The sequence below is a fragment of the Sporosarcina sp. FSL K6-1522 genome (genome assembly GCF_038622445.1).
Lineage (GTDB): Bacteria > Bacillota > Bacilli > Bacillales_A > Planococcaceae > Sporosarcina.
Genome location: NZ_CP152019.1, coordinates 2,066,633 through 2,088,628 on the forward strand (window position 1 = coordinate 2,066,633; position 21,996 = coordinate 2,088,628).

Here is a 21,996-nt window from a genome sequence, read left to right on the forward strand (position 1 = left end):
GAGCTTTTTACAAAAGCGGAGAATGTCGTTTAGCCTCGGCGGGCTTGCCGCAAAAAGCATGATTTTCGCCTTTTCAGAAAGACTGAAACGACCTGAGAGGCTGGCATTCGGAGCCTAGACGAGAGCGAATTCGAGAAAATCTGGATGTAATTACGCCGAGGCGTAATTGATAGAATGAAAGGGGGATCTCGTGGACAAATCATCAAAAAATGAAAGGCGGATCGTTGCCGGAAACAGTAAGGATCGGCAGTTGGAGCAGTATCGAGTGGATAACTTCGGCAAGAAGATGACAACTAATCAATCGGTCAAAGTTTCGAATGATGAGGAGTCATTAAAAGCGGGTGTTCGTGGCCCGACATTAATGGAGGATTTTCATTTTCGTGAAAAAGTAACGCATTTTGACCATGAACGAATTCCAGAGCGAGTTGTTCATGCAAGAGGGTATGCAGCGCATGGGGAATTTGAATTGTACAAATCGATGAAGGAATTTACGACAGCGGGATTTTTGCAGGAGCCTGGCACAATTACGCCAGTATTTACGCGGTTTTCGAATGTGGTAGGCAGTTCAGGTTCTTCTGATACAGTCCGCGATGTCAAAGGGTTTGCTGTAAAGTTTTATACGGAACAAGGGAATTATGACCTTGTTGGCAATAACATCCCGGTATTTTTCATCCAGGATGGTGTGAAATTTCCAGATTTAATTCATGCCATTAAGCCGGAACCGAACAATGAAATTCCACAAGCTTCTTCAGCGCATGATACGTTTTGGGACTTCGTCGCCAATAATCAGGAATCTGCTCATATGGTCATGTGGCAAATGTCCGACCGAGCGATACCGAAAAACTTTCGCATGATGGAAGGATTTGGTGTGCATACATTCCGCTTCGTCAATGCTAAAGGAAAGTCCAGATTTGTGAAGTTTCACTGGAAACCTTTGCTTGGGGTCCATTCGCTTGTGTGGGACGAAGCACAAAAAATAGCAGGGAAAGACCCTGATTACCAGCGGCGTGATTTATGGGAATCGATTGAGCATGGCAATTTTGCAGAGTATGAGCTTGGTGTCCAGATGATTAATGAAGAAGAGGAATTTAAGTTTGATTTTGACATTCTCGATGCCACAAAGTTATGGCCTGAAGAACTTGTTCCCGTGCACATTATCGGCAAAATGACGTTAAATCGCAATGTAGATAATGTCTTTGCGGAAACGGAGCAAGTGGCTTTTCATCCCGGAAATGTCGTTCCAGGAATTGATTTTACGAATGACCCACTGTTACAGGGGAGGTTGTTCTCTTATTTGGATACGCAGCTGATTCGATTGGGGGGGCCGAATTTTACCGAGATTCCTATTAACCGCCCTGTTTGTCCATTTCATAATAATCAACGAAATGGCTATAGTCGCCAGACGATTAATGTTGGTCAAGTGAGCTACCATAAAAACTCCTTAGCGGATAACACGCCGTCCACATCAACTGCACAAGAAGGCGGCTTCGTTCATTATGCAGAAAAAGTAGAAGGGCGTGTCATTCAAGCGCGCAGTGAGTCGTTTAAGGATTTCTTTTCGCAGGCAAGACTTTTTTGGAACAGCATGTCGCCTCCGGAGAAACAGCATATTACGGATGCATTCATTTTTGAGTTGGGGAAAGTAAATAGCCGAAGTGTCCGGCAACAAGTGGTCAACATGTTTGCCCATGTCGATCAACAGATGGCGACGGCCATTGCGGAAGGCATTGGCGTCAATCGACCAACCGGACAGCAATCGTCTGTTACCGCAGTATCCCCAGCATTGAGCCAGGCAAATACCATTAAACTGCCGCAAACATTGCGGGTAGGTGTGTTGATTGGCAATGATTTTGACGGTGCAGAAGTGAAAGAAGTTATTCGCATGCTCAAACGCTATGGTGTCACAGTAGACATTGTGGGGGATAAGTTAGGTTCAGTGCGTGGGACGGATGGGCAGAAGGTGATGGTGAACGCAACATTTTTGACAACAGACCCTGTACTGTTTGACGCGTTATACGTTGTAGGAGGAACCGCAGCGAATCAGGCAAAGTTTAACTACAATATCGAATACTTTATCGACGAGGCCTTCAAGCATTACAAACCGATTGGCTTTGCGAAAACGGGTTTGCCATTTTTTGAAGCATCGAATGCGAAAGCGGGGCCTGGGATTGTATTTGCGACTGATAATCCGCATTTTGATCAAGTATTTATTAACGCCATTGCACAGCAACGCTTTTGGAAACGTCAGGTTTATTAAACAGGATGCCGCTCCTATAAGTAATGGGGGCGGTTTATCTTCATTCAGCAGAAAACTCTCACCTCGATAGGTGGCGAGATAAATGCGGTTTTGTTTCCTGTTCAGTGGGTGTTCAAACACCCACTGAACGAAGATAAAGCCACCGGCGGATGTCACAGATTTTTTCGAGCGAGCTCGAAAAAATCTGGACGCAATTACGCCTTGGCGTAATTGATCTTTGCCCTGCTAAGGAGTCTGAAAATGATGTATACTAAATTAGAGATGTTGAAAAGGAGAGGGATAGCTATGATTACAACGGTTATTTTCGATTTAGACGATACATTATTATGGGATCAACAAAGTGTGGCGACTGCATTTCGAAAAACGTGTGAGCGAGCGGCGCAGGTGCATGATGTAGATCCAGCGGTACTTGAAGAGGCGGTTCGAACAGAAGCAAGGGCATTATATGCGACGTACGATACATATGAATTTACACAAATGATTGGTATTAACCCATTCGAAGGGCTATGGGGCACGTTTGATGATGAAGGAGAATTCTTTCAGAAGATGAAAGCGATTGTGCCAGGCTATCGTCGAGAAGCATGGACGAAAGGATTGCAGCGTATCGGGATTGACGATGCAGGACTAGGAAGTGAGTTGGCGGAGTTATTCCCGCAAGAGCGTAAAAAGCATCCTTTCTTATATGAAGAAACATTTAGCGTGTTGGACAAGTTGAAAGGTCGTTATAAGCTAGTGTTGTTAACGAATGGTTCGCCAAGTTTACAACAGACGAAGCTTGAAATCACGCCTGAAATTGCTCCTTATTTTGATCATATTGTCATTTCTGGTGCGTTTGGGAGAGGAAAGCCAGACTTGTCGATTTTCCAACATGTGCTGGAAATCTGTGATGTAGCTGTGGAAGAGGCCGTAATGATAGGTGATAATTTGATGACGGATATTCTAGGGGCGTCACGAGTAGGCATGAGTTCTGTGTGGATTAATCGTGAGGACAAGGAGTTGGCAGAAGGAAGTACGCCAACTTACGAAATTGATGATTTAGAAAATCTATTCCCGATTTTGGAGACGTTGGCGAAGGAAGAGACTGTTCGATAAGGAAGCTCGATTCTTTTCGGGTTACTCATCTGGGATTGTCATGTCATGATGCTGGATTGTCGGTGAAAGTCCGCTAACTGTCCGTGTAAACCGTGAAATTGTCAGTACAAAAAACACTTCATCAACCTAGCTCACACTAGGAGATGAAGTGTTCTTTTTTTATCTCAGCTTATAGATCAATCGCGATAACATCATAAATGTCTTCAAGCGCTTTTAAATGCTCGACGTTTTCTTTTGCAACATGATGATCGACCGTTAGCATCATGATGGCATTGCCGCCGACTGTAGATCGACCTACTTGCATCGTTGCGATGTTGATATTTTCTGCAGCAAGCATCATTCCTACACGTCCAATTGCACCTGGTTGGTCTTTATGTTTGATAAACAGTAGATGACCTTCAGGGCTAATATCGACTAAGTTGTCATCGACTTTGACAATACGTGCACCAAGTCCGTTCAGTAATGTTCCTGAGACGCGTCGAATGCCACTTGCTGTTGTGACTTCGACTGTCACTAAATTCGAGAAACCTTTTGTTGTAGATGTCTTATGTTCATTCACCGCTATGCCGAAACGTTCTGCAAGGAACTTCGCATTGACATCATTGACATGATTGCCAAGATTGCGTGTTAATAGACCTTTCAGTGTGTTACGTGTCAGTGGCCGTACGTCAGACTCCGCTAGTTCACCTGAGTAGTAAATATTCACTTCTTCGATGACTTTGTTAGATAGACGAGATAAGAAAATCCCGAGTTTCTCCGCCAAATCAAAGAATGGTTCGATTTTTGCAAGCACTTCTTTTGATACAGAAGGAAGGTTAACTGGATTGCGAACGGAACCAACGTTGAAGAAGTTTACCACATCTCGGCTCACGTCAATCGCTACGCTTTCTTGTGCTTCAATCGTACTTGCACCTAAGTGAGGTGTTGCAATTACTTCTGGCAATGTTAGCAGTTTGTGATCAACAAATGGTTCTGTTTCGAAAACGTCAAGCGCAGCACCTGCAACTTTTTTCGATACAATCGCATCGTATAATGCATCTTCATCGATAATTCCACCGCGCGCACAGTTGACAATTTGTACGCCGTCTTTCATGATTTCAAATGCTTCTTTATTAATCATATGCTTCGTTTCTTTCAATAAAGGCGTATGGACCGTGATGAAATCAGCTGCTTTTAGCACTTCTTCTACTGTACCTAACGTGATGCCCATTTTTTTCGCTTTTTCTTCTGTTAAGAATGGGTCATATGCAATGACGCTCATGCGTTGTCCTTTGGCTCTTGCTGCGACTTCCGCACCGATTCGTCCTAGGCCGACAACACCGAGTGTTTTGTTTTTCAATTCCACACCGATGAATGATTTACGGTCCCATTGTCCATTTTTTAATGAATTGAATGCTTGTGGAATTTTACGAGCAAGTGACATGAGCATTGCCATTGTATGCTCCGCGGCAGAGTTCGTGTTACCGTCTGGCGCATTGACGACAATGATCCCTCTTTCAGTTGCCGCATCTAAATCGATGTTATCGACGCCAACCCCCGCACGTCCAATCATTTTTAAATTCGTCGCATTTTCAATGAGTTCACGCGTCACTTGTGTTTGGCTTCGGACGAGCAAAGCATCATAGTCTTTGATTTTTTCGGCAAGTTCTTCTGGTGTGTTCGTTGTATCCATAACAATATTGAAACCTTCTGCTTGACGTAATGGGAAAATACCATCTTCGCTGAGTGGGTCGCTAATTAAAATATTATAAGCCATTTAAATCAACACTCCTTCTTGTAAGTAAACTTGTTGTGCAGCTGCAATACCTTTGCCTAATTCGATTTCTTTGCCGACTTTCACAAGCCCGATTTCAATCAAGCTAATCGTTTGAAGTACATCAGCTGGAGAACAATAACCCATATGACCGACACGGAAAATCTTGCCGCTCAAATGTTGTTGCCCACCAGCAACTGTGAGCCCAAACTCTTGTTTAATGACTTTTCTGAATGCTTCAGCGTCAAAATCTTCTGGTTTAACAGCCGTTACAGTTGGAGAAGCATCTTCATCAGTTGTCAATAAAGGAATGTCCAATGCTTTAAAAGCTGCGCGTGTCATGTTCATCATTAATGTGTGGCGTGCGTACACTTGCTCTAAGCCTTCTGCATCGAGAAGCTGAAGTACTTGCTGCAGCCCGAACAGTAGGGACAACGCAGGTGTAAAAGGTGTTGTATCTTTCAACAAGTTATCGCGGTATTTCGTTAAATCTAAGTAAAAACCACGTTGTGGATTGGATTCAATCGTTGTCCAAGCCCGTTCACTTGCTGCGATAAATGTTAGGCCCGCTGGTAGCATAAAAGCTTTTTGAGAACCTGTTACCATAATGTCGATGCCCCAGTCGTCCATCTCCGTTGCAACACCACCAACGCAAGACACACCGTCAACGATGATTAGAGCATCAGATACTTCACGAACAGCAGCTGCTAATTCTTTGATAGGATTCAAAATACCCGTAGATGTTTCGCAATATGTAGAGAAAACAGCAGTGATTTCTGGATGATTTTGAACAAATTCTTTGACGTCTGCTGGTTGTAACGCTTGGCCCCATTCAACATCCAAACGGTGGGACTTAATGTTGTAGGCATCACAGATTTTTGTGAAACGATCACCAAATGCGCCTGTTACGATGACGAGTACTTCATCACCTGGTTTGACTGTATTAACGACAGCTGCTTCTAAGCCCGCTGTTCCACTACCGGTAATAATCGCAACATCTTGCTTCGTGCCAAATACGCGTTTTAGTCCCGGAGCAATCTCTTGTAGCATTGCAGATGTTTCTTTCCCACGGTGGCCAATCATTGGTTGGCTCATTGCGCGCTGAACGCTCGGTGGAATCGGGCTTGGTCCTGGAATTCTTAGTAGTTGTTGATCTTGTAACATAGTTAATCTCCTCCTAGTTTTTTAAAATCAATTGCGCCTTGGCGTAATTGCGTCCAGATTTTGAGGCCAGCACGATGCTGGTCATGCAGTCGTTGCGACAAGACGTCGCGTATCTTAGACTGCCCTCCTTAACTCCTTTCAAAATCTGTGACATCCGCCGGAGGCTTTATCTTTGTTCAGCGGGTGTTTGAACACCCTTGAACAGGGAGAAATACAACCGCATTCATCCCGCCACCTATGAGGTGAGAGTTTTCTGCTAAATAAAGATAAAAAAAGCTTTCCGTCCCCTTACACATTACATGTAAGGGGCGAAAAGCTTTATTAGCTCACGCGGTACCACCCTGATTTACTGTCAGTTGCTAAAATTCGCATGCGACAGTCTTCGTTAGCATGCTTAACGCGCATGGGACGGATTGACCTACTACAAAGTTCAGCCAATCTATTCCGGAGTGCTACTTTACGTTGAAATCACTGATTCTCACCAACCATCAGCTCTCTTGAGATTTCATCACCTAAAGCATGTCTCCATCATTACAGTTGAAGTTGCTATGGAATTAAATTACGCCTTGGCGTAATTGCGTCCAGATTTTGAATCGAGCTTGCTCGATTGACTCCTTTCAAAATCTGTGACATCCGCCGGAGGCTTTAACTTGATTCAGCAGGGGTTTGAACTCACTTTGAAAGAGTACATATGTAGCATTTATCCCACCACTTTTAAGGGGGAAGACTTCTGCTGAATGAAGTTAAAACTTATCATAACAAATGAAAATCAATTGTCAAGCACTGAATTTACTTTAGTTTGATAAATGACAGCCACTTCTTTTTTCTGTAACCGTTTTCTTTCCCATGAAGTCGGAATGGTAGTGAGTTGAGACAAATAGCTGTATTATTTTTGATGAGTATAAAAAAGGAGTGGATGTAGTTGTATTCTGCTAACAGTAAGATATTTAATTCAACAGCACTTTCCGTGTTGGATCTTTCACCCATAAACGAAGACAGTCATGCAAGACAGTCTTTTAAAAATAGTGTAGAGCTGGCGCAACATGTGGAGAAATGGGGCTTCAATCGCTATTGGTTGGCGGAACATCATAATATGCCGGGTATCGGCAGTTCCGCGACATCCGTACTGATTGGTCATATTGCAGGTGCAACGAACAGTATTCGCGTTGGTTCGGGCGGGATTATGCTACCAAACCACGCACCATTGGTCATTGCCGAGCAGTTCGGGACACTTGAATCGATTTATCCGGGAAGAATTGACCTAGGACTTGGTCGTGCACCAGGTTCAGATCAGGCAACTGCTTATGCATTGCGTCGGACTTTGCAAAGTAGCGGAAATGATTTTCCGGAACAACTGGCGGAACTTCAAGCGTATTTTGAACCGAATCGAGACGCCCGTGTTCGCGCATTCCCAGGTGAGGGACTTGACATTCCGATTTGGTTGCTTGGTTCAAGTGGTTTTAGTGCACAATTGGCGGCACAGGAAGGGTTACCTTTTTCGTTCGCTAGCCATTTTGCACCTGCCTATACGATGCAGGCATTGCAGTTGTATCATCAAAACTTTAAACCATCTAAATATCTTCAAGAACCGTATGCGATGCTTGGTGTCAATATCATCGCCGCAGAGACAGATGAAAAAGCACACTGGTTGGCGACTTCACAACAGCAACAATTTCTTAGTTTAACGAGGGGGACGCCAACGCGATTACAACCGCCAATCGATAATATGAATGAAGTGTGGTCTGCACAGGAACGAGTGGCCATTGAACAAACGCTCGATTCTCGTTCAACAATTGTCGGGAGTCCAGAAACGGTCAGGGAAAAGTTGATGCGTTTGATTCAAGAGACGAAGGCAAATGAACTCATCATTAACTCACAGATTTTCGATCAGGAAGAACGTTTGCGTTCGTATGAAATTGTTGCAGAAATGATGAATTAATCAAATAACAGTACAGCCACAATCCATCTGATTCGGATTGTGGCTGTACTTATTTTTTCTTTTGTTTGTCTTGCTGTTCCCAAATTCGAAGGGAAGGGTATGGATCAAAAGCCCATTCGGTGCGCCCGTTATATTTATACATTCCGTAATGGAGGTGGGGCGGGAAACGACCAGATGTTCCTTCCTTCCCGTAGCCGGAACTGCCGACATAGCCGATAATCGTTCCGGGCTCAACGATGTCTCCGACTTTCATGCCCTTATTGAAATACGCTAAATGGGCAAAGTAATGGTACGTATTGTGATTATCGCGAATGCCGACACGCCAACCGCCATATTCATTCCAGCCCATGACTTCAATGATGCCGTAAGATGTAGAACGAACTGGAGTGCTATATCCGGCGAACAAATCGGTGCCTTCGTGAATCCTTCTGCCGCCCCAGCCCCTGCTTGCACCCCATGTCCCTTTGTAGCTGTAATCGAAATTGGTTGGAATGGGAAAGGCATGTTCGTCTAAATCGATTGTCTCAAAATGTTGATATAATTGAGCGATTGTTAGGATTTGGTTAACGGTCTCAGCTCGCTCGTAATAATGCAATAAAGCGGATTGGAAGCCTTTTTCCGTTTGCCCGTAGCTGCTTAAAAAAGTGGCCATCGTGTAGAGGATATCTTCGGGGTCGTTTGCATTTGCCACCCCATCTTCATTACCGTCGAGCCCTTGTCCGTCAAAAAAAGCGATGGAGTCAGGCGACGTATCTTTTTTATCGGGATTGAGTGCTCCCGTCCAAAACTCTTCCGAAAATTGAATGGCAATTGGTCCTTCTTTTTTCGTAATATCCGTCCGAACTTGTTGGATATTACGTTCGAACTGATCGATGGCGGCTAAGTAATGCCAAGGGACAATAATGTTGTCAAATTGTAAATAGAGACGCATACGCTCTTCTAACATGTCGTCATTCGTTGGTTCATTATTCGCTGAAACAACTGTGAAAAACAGCAAGAACCAAACGGTAAAATACGTCGGTAAAAGCACCCAGTGACGCACGGAAAAACCTCCTTTTGCTACGTACTTATACGATTCCCTGATTGGCTGTTTTCATGAGTAGACAGTGATTGGAAATCATCGGGAACGGATGATTTACTTTTACACTTGTTTTAATATACAGAATAAATTATGATATATTAAAACATAGAGTATTCAATAAAGGGGTGGTGCTGTTGAGAATATTTGATATGCATTCGGATCTGTTTACGGATATAGCTTGGCGGAGGAATAATGGTGAAAAAGATGTTTTTGACCGAATTCATTATCCGCGCTTAGTAAAAGGCGGTGTAGACTCAATCATTTGTGTCTTTTGGGTTGAACCTACATTTCGTCAGGACCCGATTACAAGATTCCGAACCATTTTCCAGCTTGTGATGGAAGATTTATGTACGTCAAAACATGTAAATATTTGCCGGTCAGTAGAGGAGATGACGAAGGACGCAAATTCTAAGAAAATCAATCTATTTTTGGGGCTTGAAGGAGTAAGTTTTATAGAGCAGTGGGGCAGTAAGACGATGGGGACCAATATTGAAACCGCTTTCTACGAACTCCATGAAGAAAAAGTAAGACATGCTATTTTTGCATGGAATGAGTGGAATTTCTTGGCGAGTGGCACGGGATCCGAGAATGAGCCGACTCAATATGGGCTTACCAAATACGGGGAGCAAGCTGTGCAGAAGGCGAATGAAATGAATTGGATTCTTGACGCTTCTCATCTTGACGAGACTTCATTTTGGAACATGCATCATGTAAGCAATCAACCCATTATTGCCTCTCATAGCAATGCGCAAGCGCTGTGTCAACATGAACGTAACTTGTCGGATAATCAGCTAAAAGCGATTGCAGCAGGCGGAGGAATTATCGGATTGAATGCTTACTCTGGTTTTGTAGACAAGGTGAATCCAACGTTAGATCGTTTTATCGATCATGCAGCGTATATTGCTGACCTTGTTGGTCCGGAATACGTGGCATTTGGTTTTGATTTTATCGATTATTTATCCGCATATAATTTAGGGGCACCGTTCTCAGGAGGCACAATTGGTTTAGAGGATGTCACAAAAATACCAGATTTACTAGATAGAATGGTGGCTAGAGGTTTCTCAACTAAAGAAATAGAGGGAATTAGCTTTCATAATGCTTATCGTTTTATTGAACAAAATATGAGGCTATAAATTACAGGGGGAATGGAAATGGAAAAGACGCTTATTCAACCCGATGATATGATTACGCTATGGGGAATTATTGTCGTGTGGGCGGCAGTTAGTATATTTTTAGAACAGAAATATAGTTGGGCAGGCAAAATTTCAGGGGCAATCATCGCACTTGTGGGTGCAATTATTTTATCGAATACAGGAGTAATTCCGACCGAATCACCCGTGTACGATGCTGTATGGACGTTTATTATCCCGTTAGCGATTCCATTATTATTATTTCATGTGAACTTCAAAAAGATTTGGCAAGAGAGTGGAAGACTGTTAATCATCTTCTTACTAAGCTCAATCGGTACAGTTGCAGGTACAATTATTAGTTTCTTTTTATTGAAAGATCATATTCCATACCTCGATAAAATTGGTGCAATGATGAGTGCCTCCTATGTAGGTGGAGGCGTGAATTTTGCGGCGATGACAGGGAAATTTGAAACACCAGGTGAAATGGTTTCCGCCACAATTGTTGCGGACAATCTAATGATGGCTATTTATTTCGTTGTGTTGATGATTATTCCTTCCTTGAATTTTTTCAGAAAGCGTTTTACACATCCACATGTGTTAAGTGTGGAAAGTGGAAATGCTGTCAATGACGGTAAAACATTAGCGGAAAGTTTTTGGAAACGCAATGAGATATCGTTAAAAGATATAGCATTATCGGTGGGGACGGCCTTTTTTCTCGTCATCGTTTCTTTTAAACTAGCAGCATTTTTGGGAGACCTAATCCCATCGGGTGACGATGTGTCATTTGGAATGAATTTATTAAAAGGTCTTTTCGGGGATAAATACTTAATACTGACAACGATTACGTTTTTAGCGCTCGCTATTTTTCCAAAATACTTTGCAAGCATCAATGGGAGTCAGGAAATTGGGACATTCCTTATTTACTTATTCTTTGTGGTGATAGGGATACCCGCGTCGATTCCACTTATTGTCCAAAATGCGCCATTATTACTCGTGTTCGTTGCGATTATCGTTGGGATTAATATGCTCGTTTCACTGACGGCAGGGAAGCTATTAAAATATGATTTGGAAGAAATTTTGCTCGTGAGTAATGCGAATATCGGTGGTCCGACTACTGCAGCAGCCATGGCAATCGCAAAAGGTTGGAAGAACTTGATTGGACCGATTTTAGTTGTTGGAACAATCGGTTATATCATAGGGAACTATATTGGCACTACGTTAGGACTGTGGTTTGCGACGATGATTTAACAGGGAGGAATGAAGTTCAATCCTATCTCATAGGTCCTGGGCTCGAGAAAAATTGGATGCAATTACGCCAAGGTGTAATTGAAATAGGGCGAACCTGGTAGTCTTTGAACTGCCGGGTTCGTTTTGAGGTATATGAACTGTATCTGTGTGCCTTATGCATTTCATATGATATGATGATGGAAATCATAGACCAGAAGAGGGGGGATGTTATGTTTGATGGACAAAAAATCAGGCAATTACGGAGTGAGCAGAACCTTTCACTGAAAGAGCTATCCGAAAAATCGGGTGTCAGTTTAAGTATGATTAGCCAAATTGAACGAAGAAATACGGATCCAACTTTAACGACATTGTACAAACTTTGTAAAGGATTGGATGTTTCTATATCCACCCTTTTAGGGACGGACGAACAAACGACGCAAATTGTGCGAAAAGATGAACGGAAAATCATTACATTTCCACAGTCGCATTCCAAATATCAATTATTAACGCCTATTAATGAAGGGACTATTGAAATGATTATGATTGATTTGGAAGCGGGACAAGAGGATGCGCAACTGATAGAGCATTCTGGCGAAGAGTGTGGTTATGTCATTAAAGGTGAAATGACGATTATTCTTGGGGAGGAAGAATACATTTTGCGAGAAGGCGATAGCATTCGGTTTAAAAGTACAACCCCCCATCGCTTTTTCAACCATTCAAGTGAAACTGCGACTTCCATCTGGGCAATGACAGGACGAGTGCTCTAATTTTACGGTTAATTCACTGAAAATATGAAATAGTAGTGCTGGGAATGATACAATGAGTTTTGTATTCATTTACTAAATAACAGGAGTGATTGAACGTGGAAAAACTACAATCGATGGAACAATTTGAGCAGCTGAAAAATGAGGAACGCACAATTTTTATGTTTTCTGCAGACTGGTGCCCAGATTGCCGTGTAATTGAGCCGATTTTACCTGGTATCGAAGCGGATTATCCGGAGTATACATTCATCTATGTCGATCGTGATGACTACATTGATCTATGTGGTGAGCTTGATATTTTTGGCATTCCAAGCTTTATTGCGTTCCATAGTGGTGTAGAAGCAGGGCGTTTCGTTAGTAAGGATCGCAAAACACAAGCCGAGATTGAGGAATTCTTGAACAGCTTGTCGGCGTAATTTGGGGGATTTATGCAAGTTCACGTGAAGAAACAAGGGGGAAATATAGATGAAACCGATTATTGGGATTACCACAGATGTAACGAAAGAGGATAAGCTTTTTGTCAATAGTGAGTACGTGGAGGCTGTTCTCCGTGCAGGGGGATTGCCGTTCATCATTCCGGTTGGTATTGAGGGGGATGTCCAACAAGTAGCGGATAGCCTAGATGGTCTTTTATTGACAGGGGGAAATGATATTAATCCGATCTTGTTCAATGAAGAGCCGCATACACATCTTGGAGAAGTGACGCCAAGCCGAGATGCTTGTGAACTGCCGCTTGCTCGTTACATGCTCACAACGGAAAAACCAATATTGGGTATTTGCAGAGGTGTGCAAATCTTGAATGTAGCGGCCGGGGGAACCGTATATCAAGATTTACATAAACAAAACGAAGAACAAATGCTGCAACATGCACAAAAAGCGCCGAGATCCCACCCGTCTCATTTTGTTCAGCTGGAAAAAGGGAGCGTACTTGAAGCGATTGCAGGAAGCGAGCGAATTCAAGTGAATTCCTTTCACCATCAATCTGTGAAAGATGTGGCACCCGCCTTTAAAGTGACGGCTGTCGCGAGCGATGGCATTATTGAAGCGGTAGAGGGGACGGGCGAGCAATTTGTAGTAGGTGTGCAGTGGCATCCTGAGTTACTAGCAACAAAGGCTGATGCTGTTTCGCTTGGGCTGTTTGAACGATTTATCGGAGCGTGTAAGTGAAGTGATAAGAAGAGATGACGAAAAGCTGGGCGTATTTTGCTCAGCTTTTTGCATGCAAAAATGTCAACATTTTTTCCGGATAATCTGTGAAAATGGCTTGGACACCAATGTTCTTTAAGGCTAAGGCATATAGTTCTTCATTGACGGTGAAGGTTCGTACAGCGATATTCTCTGCTAGCACTTCTTGTATGGCAGGTCGCAGCGCTGTCGGAAAAAATAGATGGAGTGCATCGGTGGGAATAGTACGCATATAGTCGAGCGGTTTCACCAGCACCTCCATAACTAGAGCGGCAGTTTCTAGATGTGGAGCGAGTTGTTTCACTTTTTGAATAGCACTGTGATCGAAGGAGGATAAAATGACACGTCGATGCAATTGCATAGCTTCGATTATGTCAACCACTTTTTCAATCATTCCGTCATACGGAAAAATATCGGATTTGAGTTCGATATTTAAGCGGTGGTGCGTATTTGAAAAGCATTCAAGCACTTCTTGGAGCGTTGGGATACGTTCATCTTGGAAGTTTGGCGCAAACCAACTTCCGAAATCATACGTTTTTAGCTCCGCAAGTGTTAGGTCTTTTACAAAACCAGAGCCGTTGGATGTCCGATGAATCGATTCGTCATGGATGACAACGAGTTCGCCATCTTTTGTGAGATGGATATCGAATTCAACACCCGCGATGGGAAGGTGAGCTGCCTCACGAAAGGCGGCTAGTGTATTTTCAGGATGGGTTCCAGATGAACCGCGATGTGCGTAAATATCCAAATTTTAACCTCCTTTTAATTTCGTTTATTGTAATATGCACCAATCGTCGATGTAAATACCATTGGAAAAGGGATGTCCTCGATTGAGAACATCCCTTTGTTTGGTTGGTAACATTGTAGATTTGAATGATATTTTTCATCCCGATAATTCGGGGAATAATTTCCGTAGAAAGGATCAAACTTTCAGTGCCGCGGTCATTGTTCCACTGGGTGTTTTCTAACCTAAGCAACGCAAACCCTACCAACTTTTGCGTCCTTGCGACCCTTTAGCCGCGCCAGTGTGAATAAGTATGCTCAAAAACATTACGTAGAATGCCAGATATTCAAATCTTGACAGTTACCTATGTGTTAACGGAATAAATTATATCAGTGAAATCAGGAATTGTCAATAATAAGATGGAAGGTTTGTATGGAATGCTTTATTTGGAACACGCTATTCGTGATGGAGGTGAGTAGCGGTGAGTGATAAAAACAACAAAAATAACACGGAAAAGGATCGCGAAACGTATGGCTACGGCTATGATCGAAGTGTAGACGATTTGAAAGTGATTGGTCAAAATGAGGCGGCAAAGAAGAACAATGCTCAATCAAAAAAGACCACTTAATCTTCAGACTAGCCACTGATACAAAAGAGCAACTGGATGTCTGGCATCGCATTCAATGCCATTCACTTAGTTGCTCTTCTTCCGCAATTGCTTGCAAATCATCGGCAGTGATGGTGAAGACTTGATAGTCTGAACGGTCTGCATATTGTTCTGCTGCTTTTTTGACGAACTTCGGTGAACCATCGTTTTCTTCGTCATAGACAATGAGGATACCGTCGGAATTACGCATGAAAAACTTATCTTTTTCGATAAATTGCCAAGGAGCCTCATATGGTCTTTTTGTTAGACTGGTATGAAAATCTGCTTGTGCAACAATACTGTAGTATTTTTCTTTCTTTGTGTCATTCCAATTTTTCTCTTGTTCAAGGAACGGAGTGATGACAGCGTATTTTAACTCCGTATAGTCCTTTTTCAGTTCGATGACAACTTCCGCGGTCCACGTTTCAACGCCTAATTGCCCACTGATAATAATCCATTCCAACCCTTCGTCTATCAAGGCGACAAGCCGTTTTTCCAATGCTTTTTTTATAAATCGAATCCCGGGGTGCTTGTCATCGAATATACCAAGCTCATGTTGCTTATATCCCGTGACAACTAGTCGTTTGACGATGATGTTCGCCTCCTACAATTCTATATGTACTAAAAACCAGCTCCTAGCGGAAGCCGGTTTAGTTTATCGTTAGTTTAACAGAAATCAGCTATGTGCAGATAGTGCTTCAACTTGACTCTAATTTTTTTCGGAAGGGAGAGCTGTTAGCGGATTGATTTCCAAGGTAAGCTGATCTATTTGTTGTTCTAACGTATTCAACACGAGCAACTTGGCATTTAGCTGTTGTTCATAGGCTAAAGATTGAGCTAACAGTTTTGCAATTTGCCGGTCTAGCTCGTCAATCGCAGGTGTCAAGTCTATTTGTTGTCGTTTTACATCTGCGAGCTCATGCTGAAGCCTGTCAATCGTCGTATTTTTTTCGTTTATTTCTTGTACTAACTGTTGTTGCTTCGTTTCATATTGGTTGCGTTCTTGATTGGTCATTTCAATTTGGCTGAGCCACTGTTGATGGACTTCCTGGAGAAGTTGAATGAGTCTCGCTTCGAGTTTTTCGATGGTCGTTTGATAGTGTGCGATTTTGCTATGTAGGGCAGCGACTTGTTTGTCATGTTTTTTGTCGCTGGATGGAGGGGAAGTCGGTTTGTTTTTTAACTGGGAAATGACTGTAGTGAGTTGTGTATTTACCGTCTGCAAATCGGTTTTGGTTGTTTGCAAAGCATCAATTGTAGTGATGTATTCTTTGTTTTTTGCTTCGAGTTCATGATACTCACCGGATTGCTTGTCGAATGCTTCGGATACCATATGTAGCTTTTCAACTAACACCTTATTTTCATTCGTTAGTTGCTCATTTTCTTCTGTAAATCGTTCGACTAATGAATAGTGATAGCTATTTTTGTATTTTTGCACTTCCTGTTTATATTTGGCTAATTCCGCTTTTAGGAAAATAATCATTTGTTGGAGCTGGAGGGGGTCATGATTTTTGATGTATTCACTATTCATATTTACACCTCCTATCACAGCTTATTTCGGGAAGTTTGCTTTAGTGAACGATTAGAATTGTTCTTTGAGTAAGGTGATGATTTCTTCAAAGTCTTTTTTATTATCGACTATGATACGTTCAAGCTCCTCTAATATTTCCACTTGAGCATCTCGATTATCATTTTGAGAAGTGAAACGCTGGCTATTCATCAGCATATAGATGATTAACATATTCAATGTACGGTTTTCTAAAAAAATAAAACTATTATCCTTCTTATCTTCTGTTCGTTCATGTAGCTGTTCCTTCATAAACTGGCGGAGTATATGCTTGACGAATACATCTTGTTCATTGCCATGTACTTCACTCATTGTTTTCCTCCTGTCTATGCACAGTGCCATTGAGATTGATAGGATTGATGACGGTAACGCCCTCTTTTTGTTGATCGCTAAATGCAAATCCCATAATGCTGCCTGCGTAATCCGCGTTAGCTATCCATTTGATTTGAAAATTGGAAAATGAAATGGTTTCATCTGGGGCAATCACTGTTTTTCCGGAAGGTTTAAGCCAAAACTCTTCTATATTGGCTTTGTCATTAAGTCGTTCCCATCCCCCGGCATTTTTCAATGATTGTTTGAAGTTTTCATAGGTATACCTTCCGGAAAAGGAGAATGGAGAATCGGTTGGAATTTTGATGCATATATAAGGGTTGGTAATCGGCTGATTGCCGATATTTTGTACATGATAAGAACCGAGGCATAAGCTTTCATGTTCAGGATTATGAGAAATGTTTAATGAATACGTAAAGTAACTAATGATTGCGGATTTGTTAGACTCGCGGTTGGCATGAACCCATTTTTTGATTTCATCTACGTAGGATTTTGTTTGTTGATGGAGCTGCACAATCTTGTCTCCCACATCATTGCTCATGATTTTCTACCCCTTTTCTGCAAAAAAATAAAGAGAGGAATATCCTCTCTTTACAGTATGTTTGGATGTTAGTTGTTAGCACCATTCCCCGATATTAGTGACAGCAATTGCCGTGGCCGTGACCCTCATGAGGGAAAACAGAAGGGCATTGTTTCGGGCGCATTGGTGCAGGGCACATCGTTGGTATTTCCTCTCTTGGTTCACAGAAATCTGCTAGGAATTCAACAGTTACTGGGAATGTCGATTGGATGCTTTGGCAAGTTGTTACGGAGAGGGATAGGGCGCCAAACGTGATTGTCTGATCACCTGCAGTGAGTCTACCAGTTGTACATACGAAACAATCTAACTCTGTGTACGTAACTTCCACCTCAGTGCCTTCAGGTGCACACAAGGTAACTTGCTCACAGCGAGAAACCGGAATCTCTGCGCTTGTAAACATCGTTCCATTTGGTAATGTGACGATAATTGTTACAACAAAATTCTTCTGTATCGTCAGCTGTTGAAGGCATACAGTCTTTCCATCGATGCAAAATGGTCGATCTTCACGATGTAGGATGATGATTGGATTCGATGCAGCGGGAGCTACGTCGCATGTAACGGTCGCACCTTCTAAATTTGTCATTGCGGTTACTCTTGGGAAAGATTGAGCACCCGTTGGGGAAAGATCAAACGAATTTTCTTTCACAATCCAATCATACACCTTGTCGACATTGATACAAATTAGTTCTTTGCCATCACACGGCTGTTTATCTTGCATGCTTGCAGACACCTCCAAATTTTTTGTCTTTCTGTCGTAGCATATGATGCAAAGAAATTCTTGTATGGGCGCGGAAATACATTATCGAAACTTTTTTCTTGCACATGCAAGAGAGCAGACGATAAGTAATCAGTGCCACCGACATCGAAGGAGGTAGATCCGGAGAATCCGGTACTGTATCTTATTGTCATCTAATGTTAAGGGTGTCAATTTGTCACGTACTGAAAATGATATCAATAGAATAGTACTGTACACAAAGGGGTGAAAAGTGATGGAGGATGCTAAGGTATACACTGTCGAAGACATTGAAAAACTGAAGCAGAAAGTTGCGGCCTATCGAGACACTTTAACCATGTTGAACACAAGAAATTCAGGGGATGACAAACAAGGTACACAGATGGAGGAGTATGAGCGGAAAATTAACCATTTTTCAGGGCAAATGGGTGATCTTAATCAAACTGTAAAGGAGTTGAATCAAGATCTTTCATTAATAATAAATAAAATGACACAGCATAAGAGTAGCGTTGAAAGCGAAACAATAGAGGTGATGGAGGGACAAAATTCTATTGTCACTGCTGACGGGGAAGTGGGGGAAAAGACGGGGATGATAAGGGGGGAGGTTGCAAATCAACAACCGAACCAATCACCATCGTATCAGCAACTTCAAAGTCTCTTTGGAAGGGCTAGTAGGGCTAGTGCCATTCAAGAGCCATTAGAGCGTGTAACACCTATAGAAAGCATGGATTTGCAAGAGAAGTATTCAGAGGAGCAGCAGGGCTTTAACAAAAAAAGCTTTCCTGCAATCGGCACTCATCCGTCCCAAATCTATAATGGTCTGTACAAAAATGTTCATGCAAAATCAACGATTCACCTTAATAAGCGTGTAAAAAATCAAGTGACTAGCGTCAATGAGATTTCCACTAGTCCTACTTCTACGAAGAGTCCTGAACCTGAAAAAATGCAAGAAGTAGAAAAATATTTGGATAGTCTGCCTACTATTACTTCGATTGAGGAGGAGAAAGTGGTAATTGCGAAGGAAGAAGTCTCAATTGAGGAGGAGAAAGCCCTGATTGAAAAGGGGGAATCCCAGAGTGAAATCACGGATGAAACACAACAACAACAAGAGCATAAACCGAAAGAAACGTTATCGATTTTCAACTTTTTTCGCAAGAGATGGTAGGCTCTATCTAGATAAGTTCTTCGGGTCAACAAATCTAATTCTTAATTTACGGCCACTCTGACTGATTGTCGGGGCGGCCGTTTTTAGCATGGGGATGATGGAGTCTAGCTAGTTAGACCGGAGTCCGGCGAAATTTATATGCCATTGGAGTAACTGGAAAACTGTTCAAGAAAATGGTTGATAGCCCGTCCGCCCTGCTACCACCTTGAATAGGATAAGGAGGAAAGGAGGTGTTAATATGACTTGTAATCATGGATGTAATTCAGGAGCTTGTGGTTCTAAACGCCATGGTAAGGTGAATTGTAAGAACTTTGGGCCATTCAATGCGATCGATGCAGCTTGTATCTTACCACCAGCTATTAAGGGTTCGGTTATCCCATTCGCTTCAGGTTTGACTCCAATGGTCTTGACTTCAGTTTTAAATGATTTAGTGAGTACTGGCTCATTAGTCGCATTCGGTACGAATATACCAACTGCAGGTGTTCTTGGCAATACAATCGATTTGACAGGAGCGATTGGTGGTCTATTAAACGAATCATTCTCAGTTCCACGAGCAGGCACGGTAACATCTATTTCGGCAACGTTTACACCAACAGTTGCCCTCGTAGTGACTGGAGCGACAACGGTTGTTGCACGACTTTACCATGCACCAGCAGGAAGTGGAGTTTTCACTGCTACAGATGTAGCAGTTAATCTAGCACCGAACATCAACCTCATAGCTGTAGGAGGTCTAGTTGAGGGGACATCATCAAATTTTGCGCCATTAGCTGTAAATCCGGGAGATCGTTTGTTAATGACGTTCTCGACAACTTCAGCTGGTCTAGCTAGTGTAGTAACAGGTACTGCGAGTGCAGGTATCACGATTGCGTAATTGGCAATTGTTCTAGATATCAAAATCGAGAGAAAGTATTCAAAATGAATCATTTTTTGGTGCAAACCAGCTCTTTTCATTTCAACGATGGAAAGGGCTTTTTTCTAATGAATGAAATTTTATAACGCTACAACAGGGCAACTGTTTTTTAGTCAAGCCCCTGACAAAATAAAGGGTTTGAATAGGATAGTGGAGAAAGGAGAGTTTAAGATGAATTCTAATGATTCCTTTAAAAGTTTTCGTGATCGATGCCATCACCAATCGCGAAATGTATGCAAGGCAGTTGGACCTTTTACGGCCCCTCAAGCTGCCTGTGCGCCCCCTCCAGTTCGCATTGGTACGATGATTCCCTATGCATCTGGTAAAACGCTTGTCAATTTGTCTACTAATGCAATCGGATCAGCTTTAAATTATGCTTTCATCGGATTTGGTGCGGCTATTGACGTGGTGGGTCCGCTTTTCGGCTCGATAGATGTTGCGACTGTATTGGACGAAGCCTTCTCAGTATCCCGAGCAGGCGCTTTAACAGCTATTTCTGCGTCTTATACTGAACCTTCTACATTCAACCTTGGGAATCGAATATTTATTGTCAACGCAAGAATTTATCGTGCAACTGCAGGAAGTACTAGCTTCTTTGCTACAAATGCAACTGTAGATTTAAATCCCTTAACAGGTAACATTATCGCAGGCACTACAATTCATGGAGAGAATGACAATTTCCCACCGGTACTCGTAAAGGCGGGAGACCGTTTGTTGATGGTATTTTCATTGACTGAGGTAGGGGCAGTTGGAGTTGGTAATCTTCAAGGGAGAGTAAGTGCAGGATTAACTATCGAATAAAGACTGTTGCGATCGACATAAAGATCAAGAGGAAGTAGGTAGGGAAATCAGCCCTTTCATTTAAGTAAGCAATCTGAAAGGGCTTTTTGGATTTGGAAATTTCCTGTATTAAAAATCCATTTATTTTCCATTTGAATCTCTGTTTTAAATGATGTATAATCAATTTACAAGCTGCATTGTTCGTATAAACATTAAGTTTTAACCTTTAAGCTGTAAAAGGGAGTTTTATCTAGAAACTTGAATGGCAGGCCTCATTCTTTCGATAATGAGGACAGACAGGACTGTTTCTGCGAACACCCACTTTGAGGAGTGGTGGTTTAAAACTTCATTGTAATACTATACGGCAAAGGCGGCTTATACATAAGAACCATTGAAACTAATAGGTTTTCAGACAAACATCATCCTGTAGTGGATGGTGTTTTTTTGGTTAAGTTTTGGAGGAAATAGTTCGAAAAGGAGATTAGCATGACAGGGAACACCCACATCGTAGGCGGTATTGCAGCAAGTCTTGCTTATGCACAATTCACAAATCATGATCCGATTATTATGCTAGCGGCAGGTGTCGTAGGCGCGCTACTTCCGGATATTTGTCACACGGGTAGTAAGATTGGGCGAAAATTGCCGCTGTTAGCGAAATTGGTCAATAAGCTGTTCGGCCACCGAACATTTACACACAGTTTGCTATTTTTAGTGATGATGGCGGCGATACTAAATGCGTTCATGCCATTTGAAGCGGTGACAGCAGGGATATTGGTAGGCATGGTGAGCCACTATCTATTGGATATGGCGACGAAAAATGGTATTAAATTATTGTTTCCAATTAAGCTGACGGTTCGTTTGCCAATTACGACGAAAACAGGAAGCAAAGTGGAGACAATTGTATTCAGCGCATTGACGCTGTTGTCTTTTTATTTTGGGTATGAGGCATTTCGTTTCTATTTATAAGCA

Annotated in this window: 22 protein-coding genes, 1 other RNA gene and 1 other annotated feature; of the genes, 14 read left to right on the forward strand and 9 right to left on the reverse strand. The window is 42.3% G+C overall.

Annotation, left to right across the window (positions count from 1 at the left end; genetic code table 11):
• The first annotated feature begins 190 nt into the window (after positions 1–190).
• Together MKY34_RS10040 and MKY34_RS10045 are read left to right on the forward strand one after the other, a co-directional pair.
• The gene (locus MKY34_RS10040) at positions 191–2,257 is read left to right on the forward strand and encodes a catalase (protein ID WP_342515025.1); all 2,067 of its coding nucleotides are present in this window, start codon (positions 191–193) and stop codon (positions 2,255–2,257) included.
• A 285-nt stretch (positions 2,258–2,542) separates the two neighbouring features.
• A complete protein-coding gene (locus tag MKY34_RS10045; protein ID WP_342515230.1) occupies positions 2,543–3,349 on the forward strand; it encodes an HAD family hydrolase in 807 nt (268 codons plus the stop codon).
• Positions 3,350–3,518: 169 nt separating this feature from the next.
• Here MKY34_RS10045 and serA read toward each other — a convergent pair whose 3' ends face one another.
• Together serA and MKY34_RS10055 are read right to left on the reverse strand one after the other, a co-directional pair.
• On the reverse strand, positions 3,519–5,105 hold the full coding sequence (serA, locus tag MKY34_RS10050; RefSeq protein WP_342515026.1) for a phosphoglycerate dehydrogenase: 1,587 nt from the start codon (positions 5,103–5,105) through the stop codon (positions 3,519–3,521).
• A complete protein-coding gene (locus tag MKY34_RS10055; protein ID WP_342515027.1) occupies positions 5,106–6,266 on the reverse strand; it encodes an alanine--glyoxylate aminotransferase family protein in 1,161 nt (386 codons plus the stop codon).
• A 301-nt stretch (positions 6,267–6,567) separates the two neighbouring features.
• Positions 6,568–6,807: a binding site (T-box leader), on the reverse strand.
• A 381-nt stretch (positions 6,808–7,188) separates the two neighbouring features.
• On the opposite strand from MKY34_RS10055, the gene MKY34_RS10060 reads away from it, so the two are divergent.
• Entirely contained in the window at positions 7,189–8,205 is a 1,017-nt protein-coding gene (locus tag MKY34_RS10060; RefSeq protein WP_342515028.1) for an LLM class flavin-dependent oxidoreductase, read from the forward strand.
• Between the two features lie 49 nt (positions 8,206–8,254).
• On the opposite strand, the gene MKY34_RS10065 is transcribed toward MKY34_RS10060, so the two are convergent.
• Positions 8,255–9,247 (reverse strand): M23 family metallopeptidase, encoded by a 993-nt coding sequence (locus tag MKY34_RS10065; protein ID WP_342515029.1) that lies wholly within the window; start codon positions 9,245–9,247, stop codon positions 8,255–8,257.
• 173 nt (positions 9,248–9,420) lie between these two features.
• Between MKY34_RS10065 and MKY34_RS10070 the strand changes: the two genes are divergently transcribed.
• The 5 genes from MKY34_RS10070 (at position 9,421) to MKY34_RS10090 (ending at position 13,574) form a co-directional block, all read left to right on the forward strand.
• Positions 9,421–10,419, forward strand: coding sequence for a membrane dipeptidase (locus MKY34_RS10070; protein ID WP_342515030.1), 999 nt, complete (start codon positions 9,421–9,423; stop codon positions 10,417–10,419).
• Between the two features lie 18 nt (positions 10,420–10,437).
• Entirely contained in the window at positions 10,438–11,664 is a 1,227-nt protein-coding gene (locus MKY34_RS10075; protein WP_342515031.1) for a DUF819 family protein, read from the forward strand.
• A 209-nt stretch (positions 11,665–11,873) separates the two neighbouring features.
• Positions 11,874–12,410, forward strand: coding sequence for an XRE family transcriptional regulator (locus MKY34_RS10080; protein ID WP_342515032.1), 537 nt, complete (start codon positions 11,874–11,876; stop codon positions 12,408–12,410).
• 95 nt (positions 12,411–12,505) lie between these two features.
• Complete coding sequence (locus MKY34_RS10085) at positions 12,506–12,823, forward strand: thioredoxin family protein (RefSeq protein WP_342515033.1); 318 nt, start codon at positions 12,506–12,508, stop codon at positions 12,821–12,823.
• Positions 12,824–12,872: 49 nt separating this feature from the next.
• The gene (locus MKY34_RS10090) at positions 12,873–13,574 is read left to right on the forward strand and encodes a gamma-glutamyl-gamma-aminobutyrate hydrolase family protein (RefSeq protein WP_342515034.1); all 702 of its coding nucleotides are present in this window, start codon (positions 12,873–12,875) and stop codon (positions 13,572–13,574) included.
• 40 nt (positions 13,575–13,614) lie between these two features.
• Here the strand turns inward: MKY34_RS10090 and MKY34_RS10095 are convergent, their stop codons facing one another.
• Positions 13,615–14,340 (reverse strand): glycerophosphodiester phosphodiesterase, encoded by a 726-nt coding sequence (locus MKY34_RS10095; protein WP_342515035.1) that lies wholly within the window; start codon positions 14,338–14,340, stop codon positions 13,615–13,617.
• Between the two features lie 457 nt (positions 14,341–14,797).
• Here MKY34_RS10095 and MKY34_RS10100 point away from each other — a divergent pair, with 457 nt between their 5' ends.
• Positions 14,798–14,944 carry a hypothetical protein gene (locus tag MKY34_RS10100; protein ID WP_342515036.1) on the forward strand — a complete coding sequence of 49 codons (147 nt, stop codon included), beginning with the start codon at positions 14,798–14,800 and terminating at the stop codon, positions 14,942–14,944.
• A 52-nt stretch (positions 14,945–14,996) separates the two neighbouring features.
• Here the strand turns inward: MKY34_RS10100 and MKY34_RS10105 are convergent, their stop codons facing one another.
• From MKY34_RS10105 to MKY34_RS10125, 5 genes are all read right to left on the reverse strand, one after another.
• Entirely contained in the window at positions 14,997–15,554 is a 558-nt protein-coding gene (locus tag MKY34_RS10105; protein WP_342515231.1) for a DUF1273 domain-containing protein, read from the reverse strand.
• Between the two features lie 117 nt (positions 15,555–15,671).
• Positions 15,672–16,493, reverse strand: a complete 822-nt coding sequence (locus MKY34_RS10110) for a hypothetical protein (RefSeq protein ID WP_342515037.1) — start codon at positions 16,491–16,493, stop codon at positions 15,672–15,674.
• Between the two features lie 51 nt (positions 16,494–16,544).
• A complete protein-coding gene (locus MKY34_RS10115) occupies positions 16,545–16,841 on the reverse strand; it encodes a hypothetical protein (RefSeq protein ID WP_342515038.1) in 297 nt (98 codons plus the stop codon).
• Positions 16,834–17,400 (reverse strand): hypothetical protein, encoded by a 567-nt coding sequence (locus MKY34_RS10120; protein WP_342515039.1) that lies wholly within the window; start codon positions 17,398–17,400, stop codon positions 16,834–16,836. Before MKY34_RS10120 ends, MKY34_RS10115 begins: the two co-directional genes overlap by 8 nt.
• 94 nt (positions 17,401–17,494) lie before the next feature.
• Positions 17,495–18,157, reverse strand: coding sequence for a hypothetical protein (locus MKY34_RS10125; protein WP_342515040.1), 663 nt, complete (start codon positions 18,155–18,157; stop codon positions 17,495–17,497).
• A 271-nt stretch (positions 18,158–18,428) separates the two neighbouring features.
• Between MKY34_RS10125 and MKY34_RS10130 the strand changes: the two genes are divergently transcribed.
• From MKY34_RS10130 to MKY34_RS10150, 5 genes are all read left to right on the forward strand, one after another.
• On the forward strand, positions 18,429–19,337 hold the full coding sequence (locus MKY34_RS10130; protein WP_342515041.1) for a hypothetical protein: 909 nt from the start codon (positions 18,429–18,431) through the stop codon (positions 19,335–19,337).
• Between the two features lie 238 nt (positions 19,338–19,575).
• Positions 19,576–20,208, forward strand: a complete 633-nt coding sequence (locus MKY34_RS10135) for an exosporium glycoprotein BclB-related protein (RefSeq protein ID WP_342515042.1) — start codon at positions 19,576–19,578, stop codon at positions 20,206–20,208.
• A gap of 210 nt (positions 20,209–20,418) precedes the next feature.
• Positions 20,419–21,048 carry a hypothetical protein gene (locus MKY34_RS10140; protein WP_342515043.1) on the forward strand — a complete coding sequence of 210 codons (630 nt, stop codon included), beginning with the start codon at positions 20,419–20,421 and terminating at the stop codon, positions 21,046–21,048.
• A 165-nt stretch (positions 21,049–21,213) separates the two neighbouring features.
• Positions 21,214–21,408: non-coding RNA, 6S RNA (gene ssrS / locus MKY34_RS10145), on the forward strand.
• A 105-nt stretch (positions 21,409–21,513) separates the two neighbouring features.
• Complete coding sequence (locus MKY34_RS10150; RefSeq protein WP_342515044.1) at positions 21,514–21,993, forward strand: metal-dependent hydrolase; 480 nt, start codon at positions 21,514–21,516, stop codon at positions 21,991–21,993.
• Positions 21,994–21,996 lie beyond the last annotated feature (3 nt).

What these genes read in the sequence shown, in the direction of transcription:
- MKY34_RS10045 (WP_342515230.1), top strand. Translation starts at nt 2,543, where the DNA reads ATGATTACAACGGTTATTTTCGATTTAGACGATACATTATTATGGGAT.
- serA (WP_342515026.1), bottom strand. Translation starts at nt 5,105, where the DNA reads ATGGCTTATAATATTTTAATTAGCGACCCACTCAGCGAAGATGGTATT.
- MKY34_RS10055 (WP_342515027.1), bottom strand. Translation starts at nt 6,266, where the DNA reads ATGTTACAAGATCAACAACTACTAAGAATTCCAGGACCAAGCCCGATT.
- MKY34_RS10075 (WP_342515031.1), top strand. Translation starts at nt 10,438, where the DNA reads ATGGAAAAGACGCTTATTCAACCCGATGATATGATTACGCTATGGGGA.
- MKY34_RS10080 (WP_342515032.1), top strand. Translation starts at nt 11,874, where the DNA reads ATGTTTGATGGACAAAAAATCAGGCAATTACGGAGTGAGCAGAACCTT.
- MKY34_RS10090 (WP_342515034.1), top strand. Translation starts at nt 12,873, where the DNA reads ATGAAACCGATTATTGGGATTACCACAGATGTAACGAAAGAGGATAAG.
- MKY34_RS10110 (WP_342515037.1), bottom strand. Translation starts at nt 16,493, where the DNA reads ATGAATAGTGAATACATCAAAAATCATGACCCCCTCCAGCTCCAACAA.
- MKY34_RS10115 (WP_342515038.1), bottom strand. Translation starts at nt 16,841, where the DNA reads ATGAGTGAAGTACATGGCAATGAACAAGATGTATTCGTCAAGCATATA.
- MKY34_RS10120 (WP_342515039.1), bottom strand. Translation starts at nt 17,400, where the DNA reads ATGAGCAATGATGTGGGAGACAAGATTGTGCAGCTCCATCAACAAACA.
- MKY34_RS10125 (WP_342515040.1), bottom strand. Translation starts at nt 18,157, where the DNA reads ATGCAAGATAAACAGCCGTGTGATGGCAAAGAACTAATTTGTATCAAT.
- MKY34_RS10130 (WP_342515041.1), top strand. Translation starts at nt 18,429, where the DNA reads ATGGAGGATGCTAAGGTATACACTGTCGAAGACATTGAAAAACTGAAG.
- MKY34_RS10135 (WP_342515042.1), top strand. Translation starts at nt 19,576, where the DNA reads ATGACTTGTAATCATGGATGTAATTCAGGAGCTTGTGGTTCTAAACGC.
- MKY34_RS10140 (WP_342515043.1), top strand. Translation starts at nt 20,419, where the DNA reads ATGAATTCTAATGATTCCTTTAAAAGTTTTCGTGATCGATGCCATCAC.
- MKY34_RS10150 (WP_342515044.1), top strand. Translation starts at nt 21,514, where the DNA reads ATGACAGGGAACACCCACATCGTAGGCGGTATTGCAGCAAGTCTTGCT.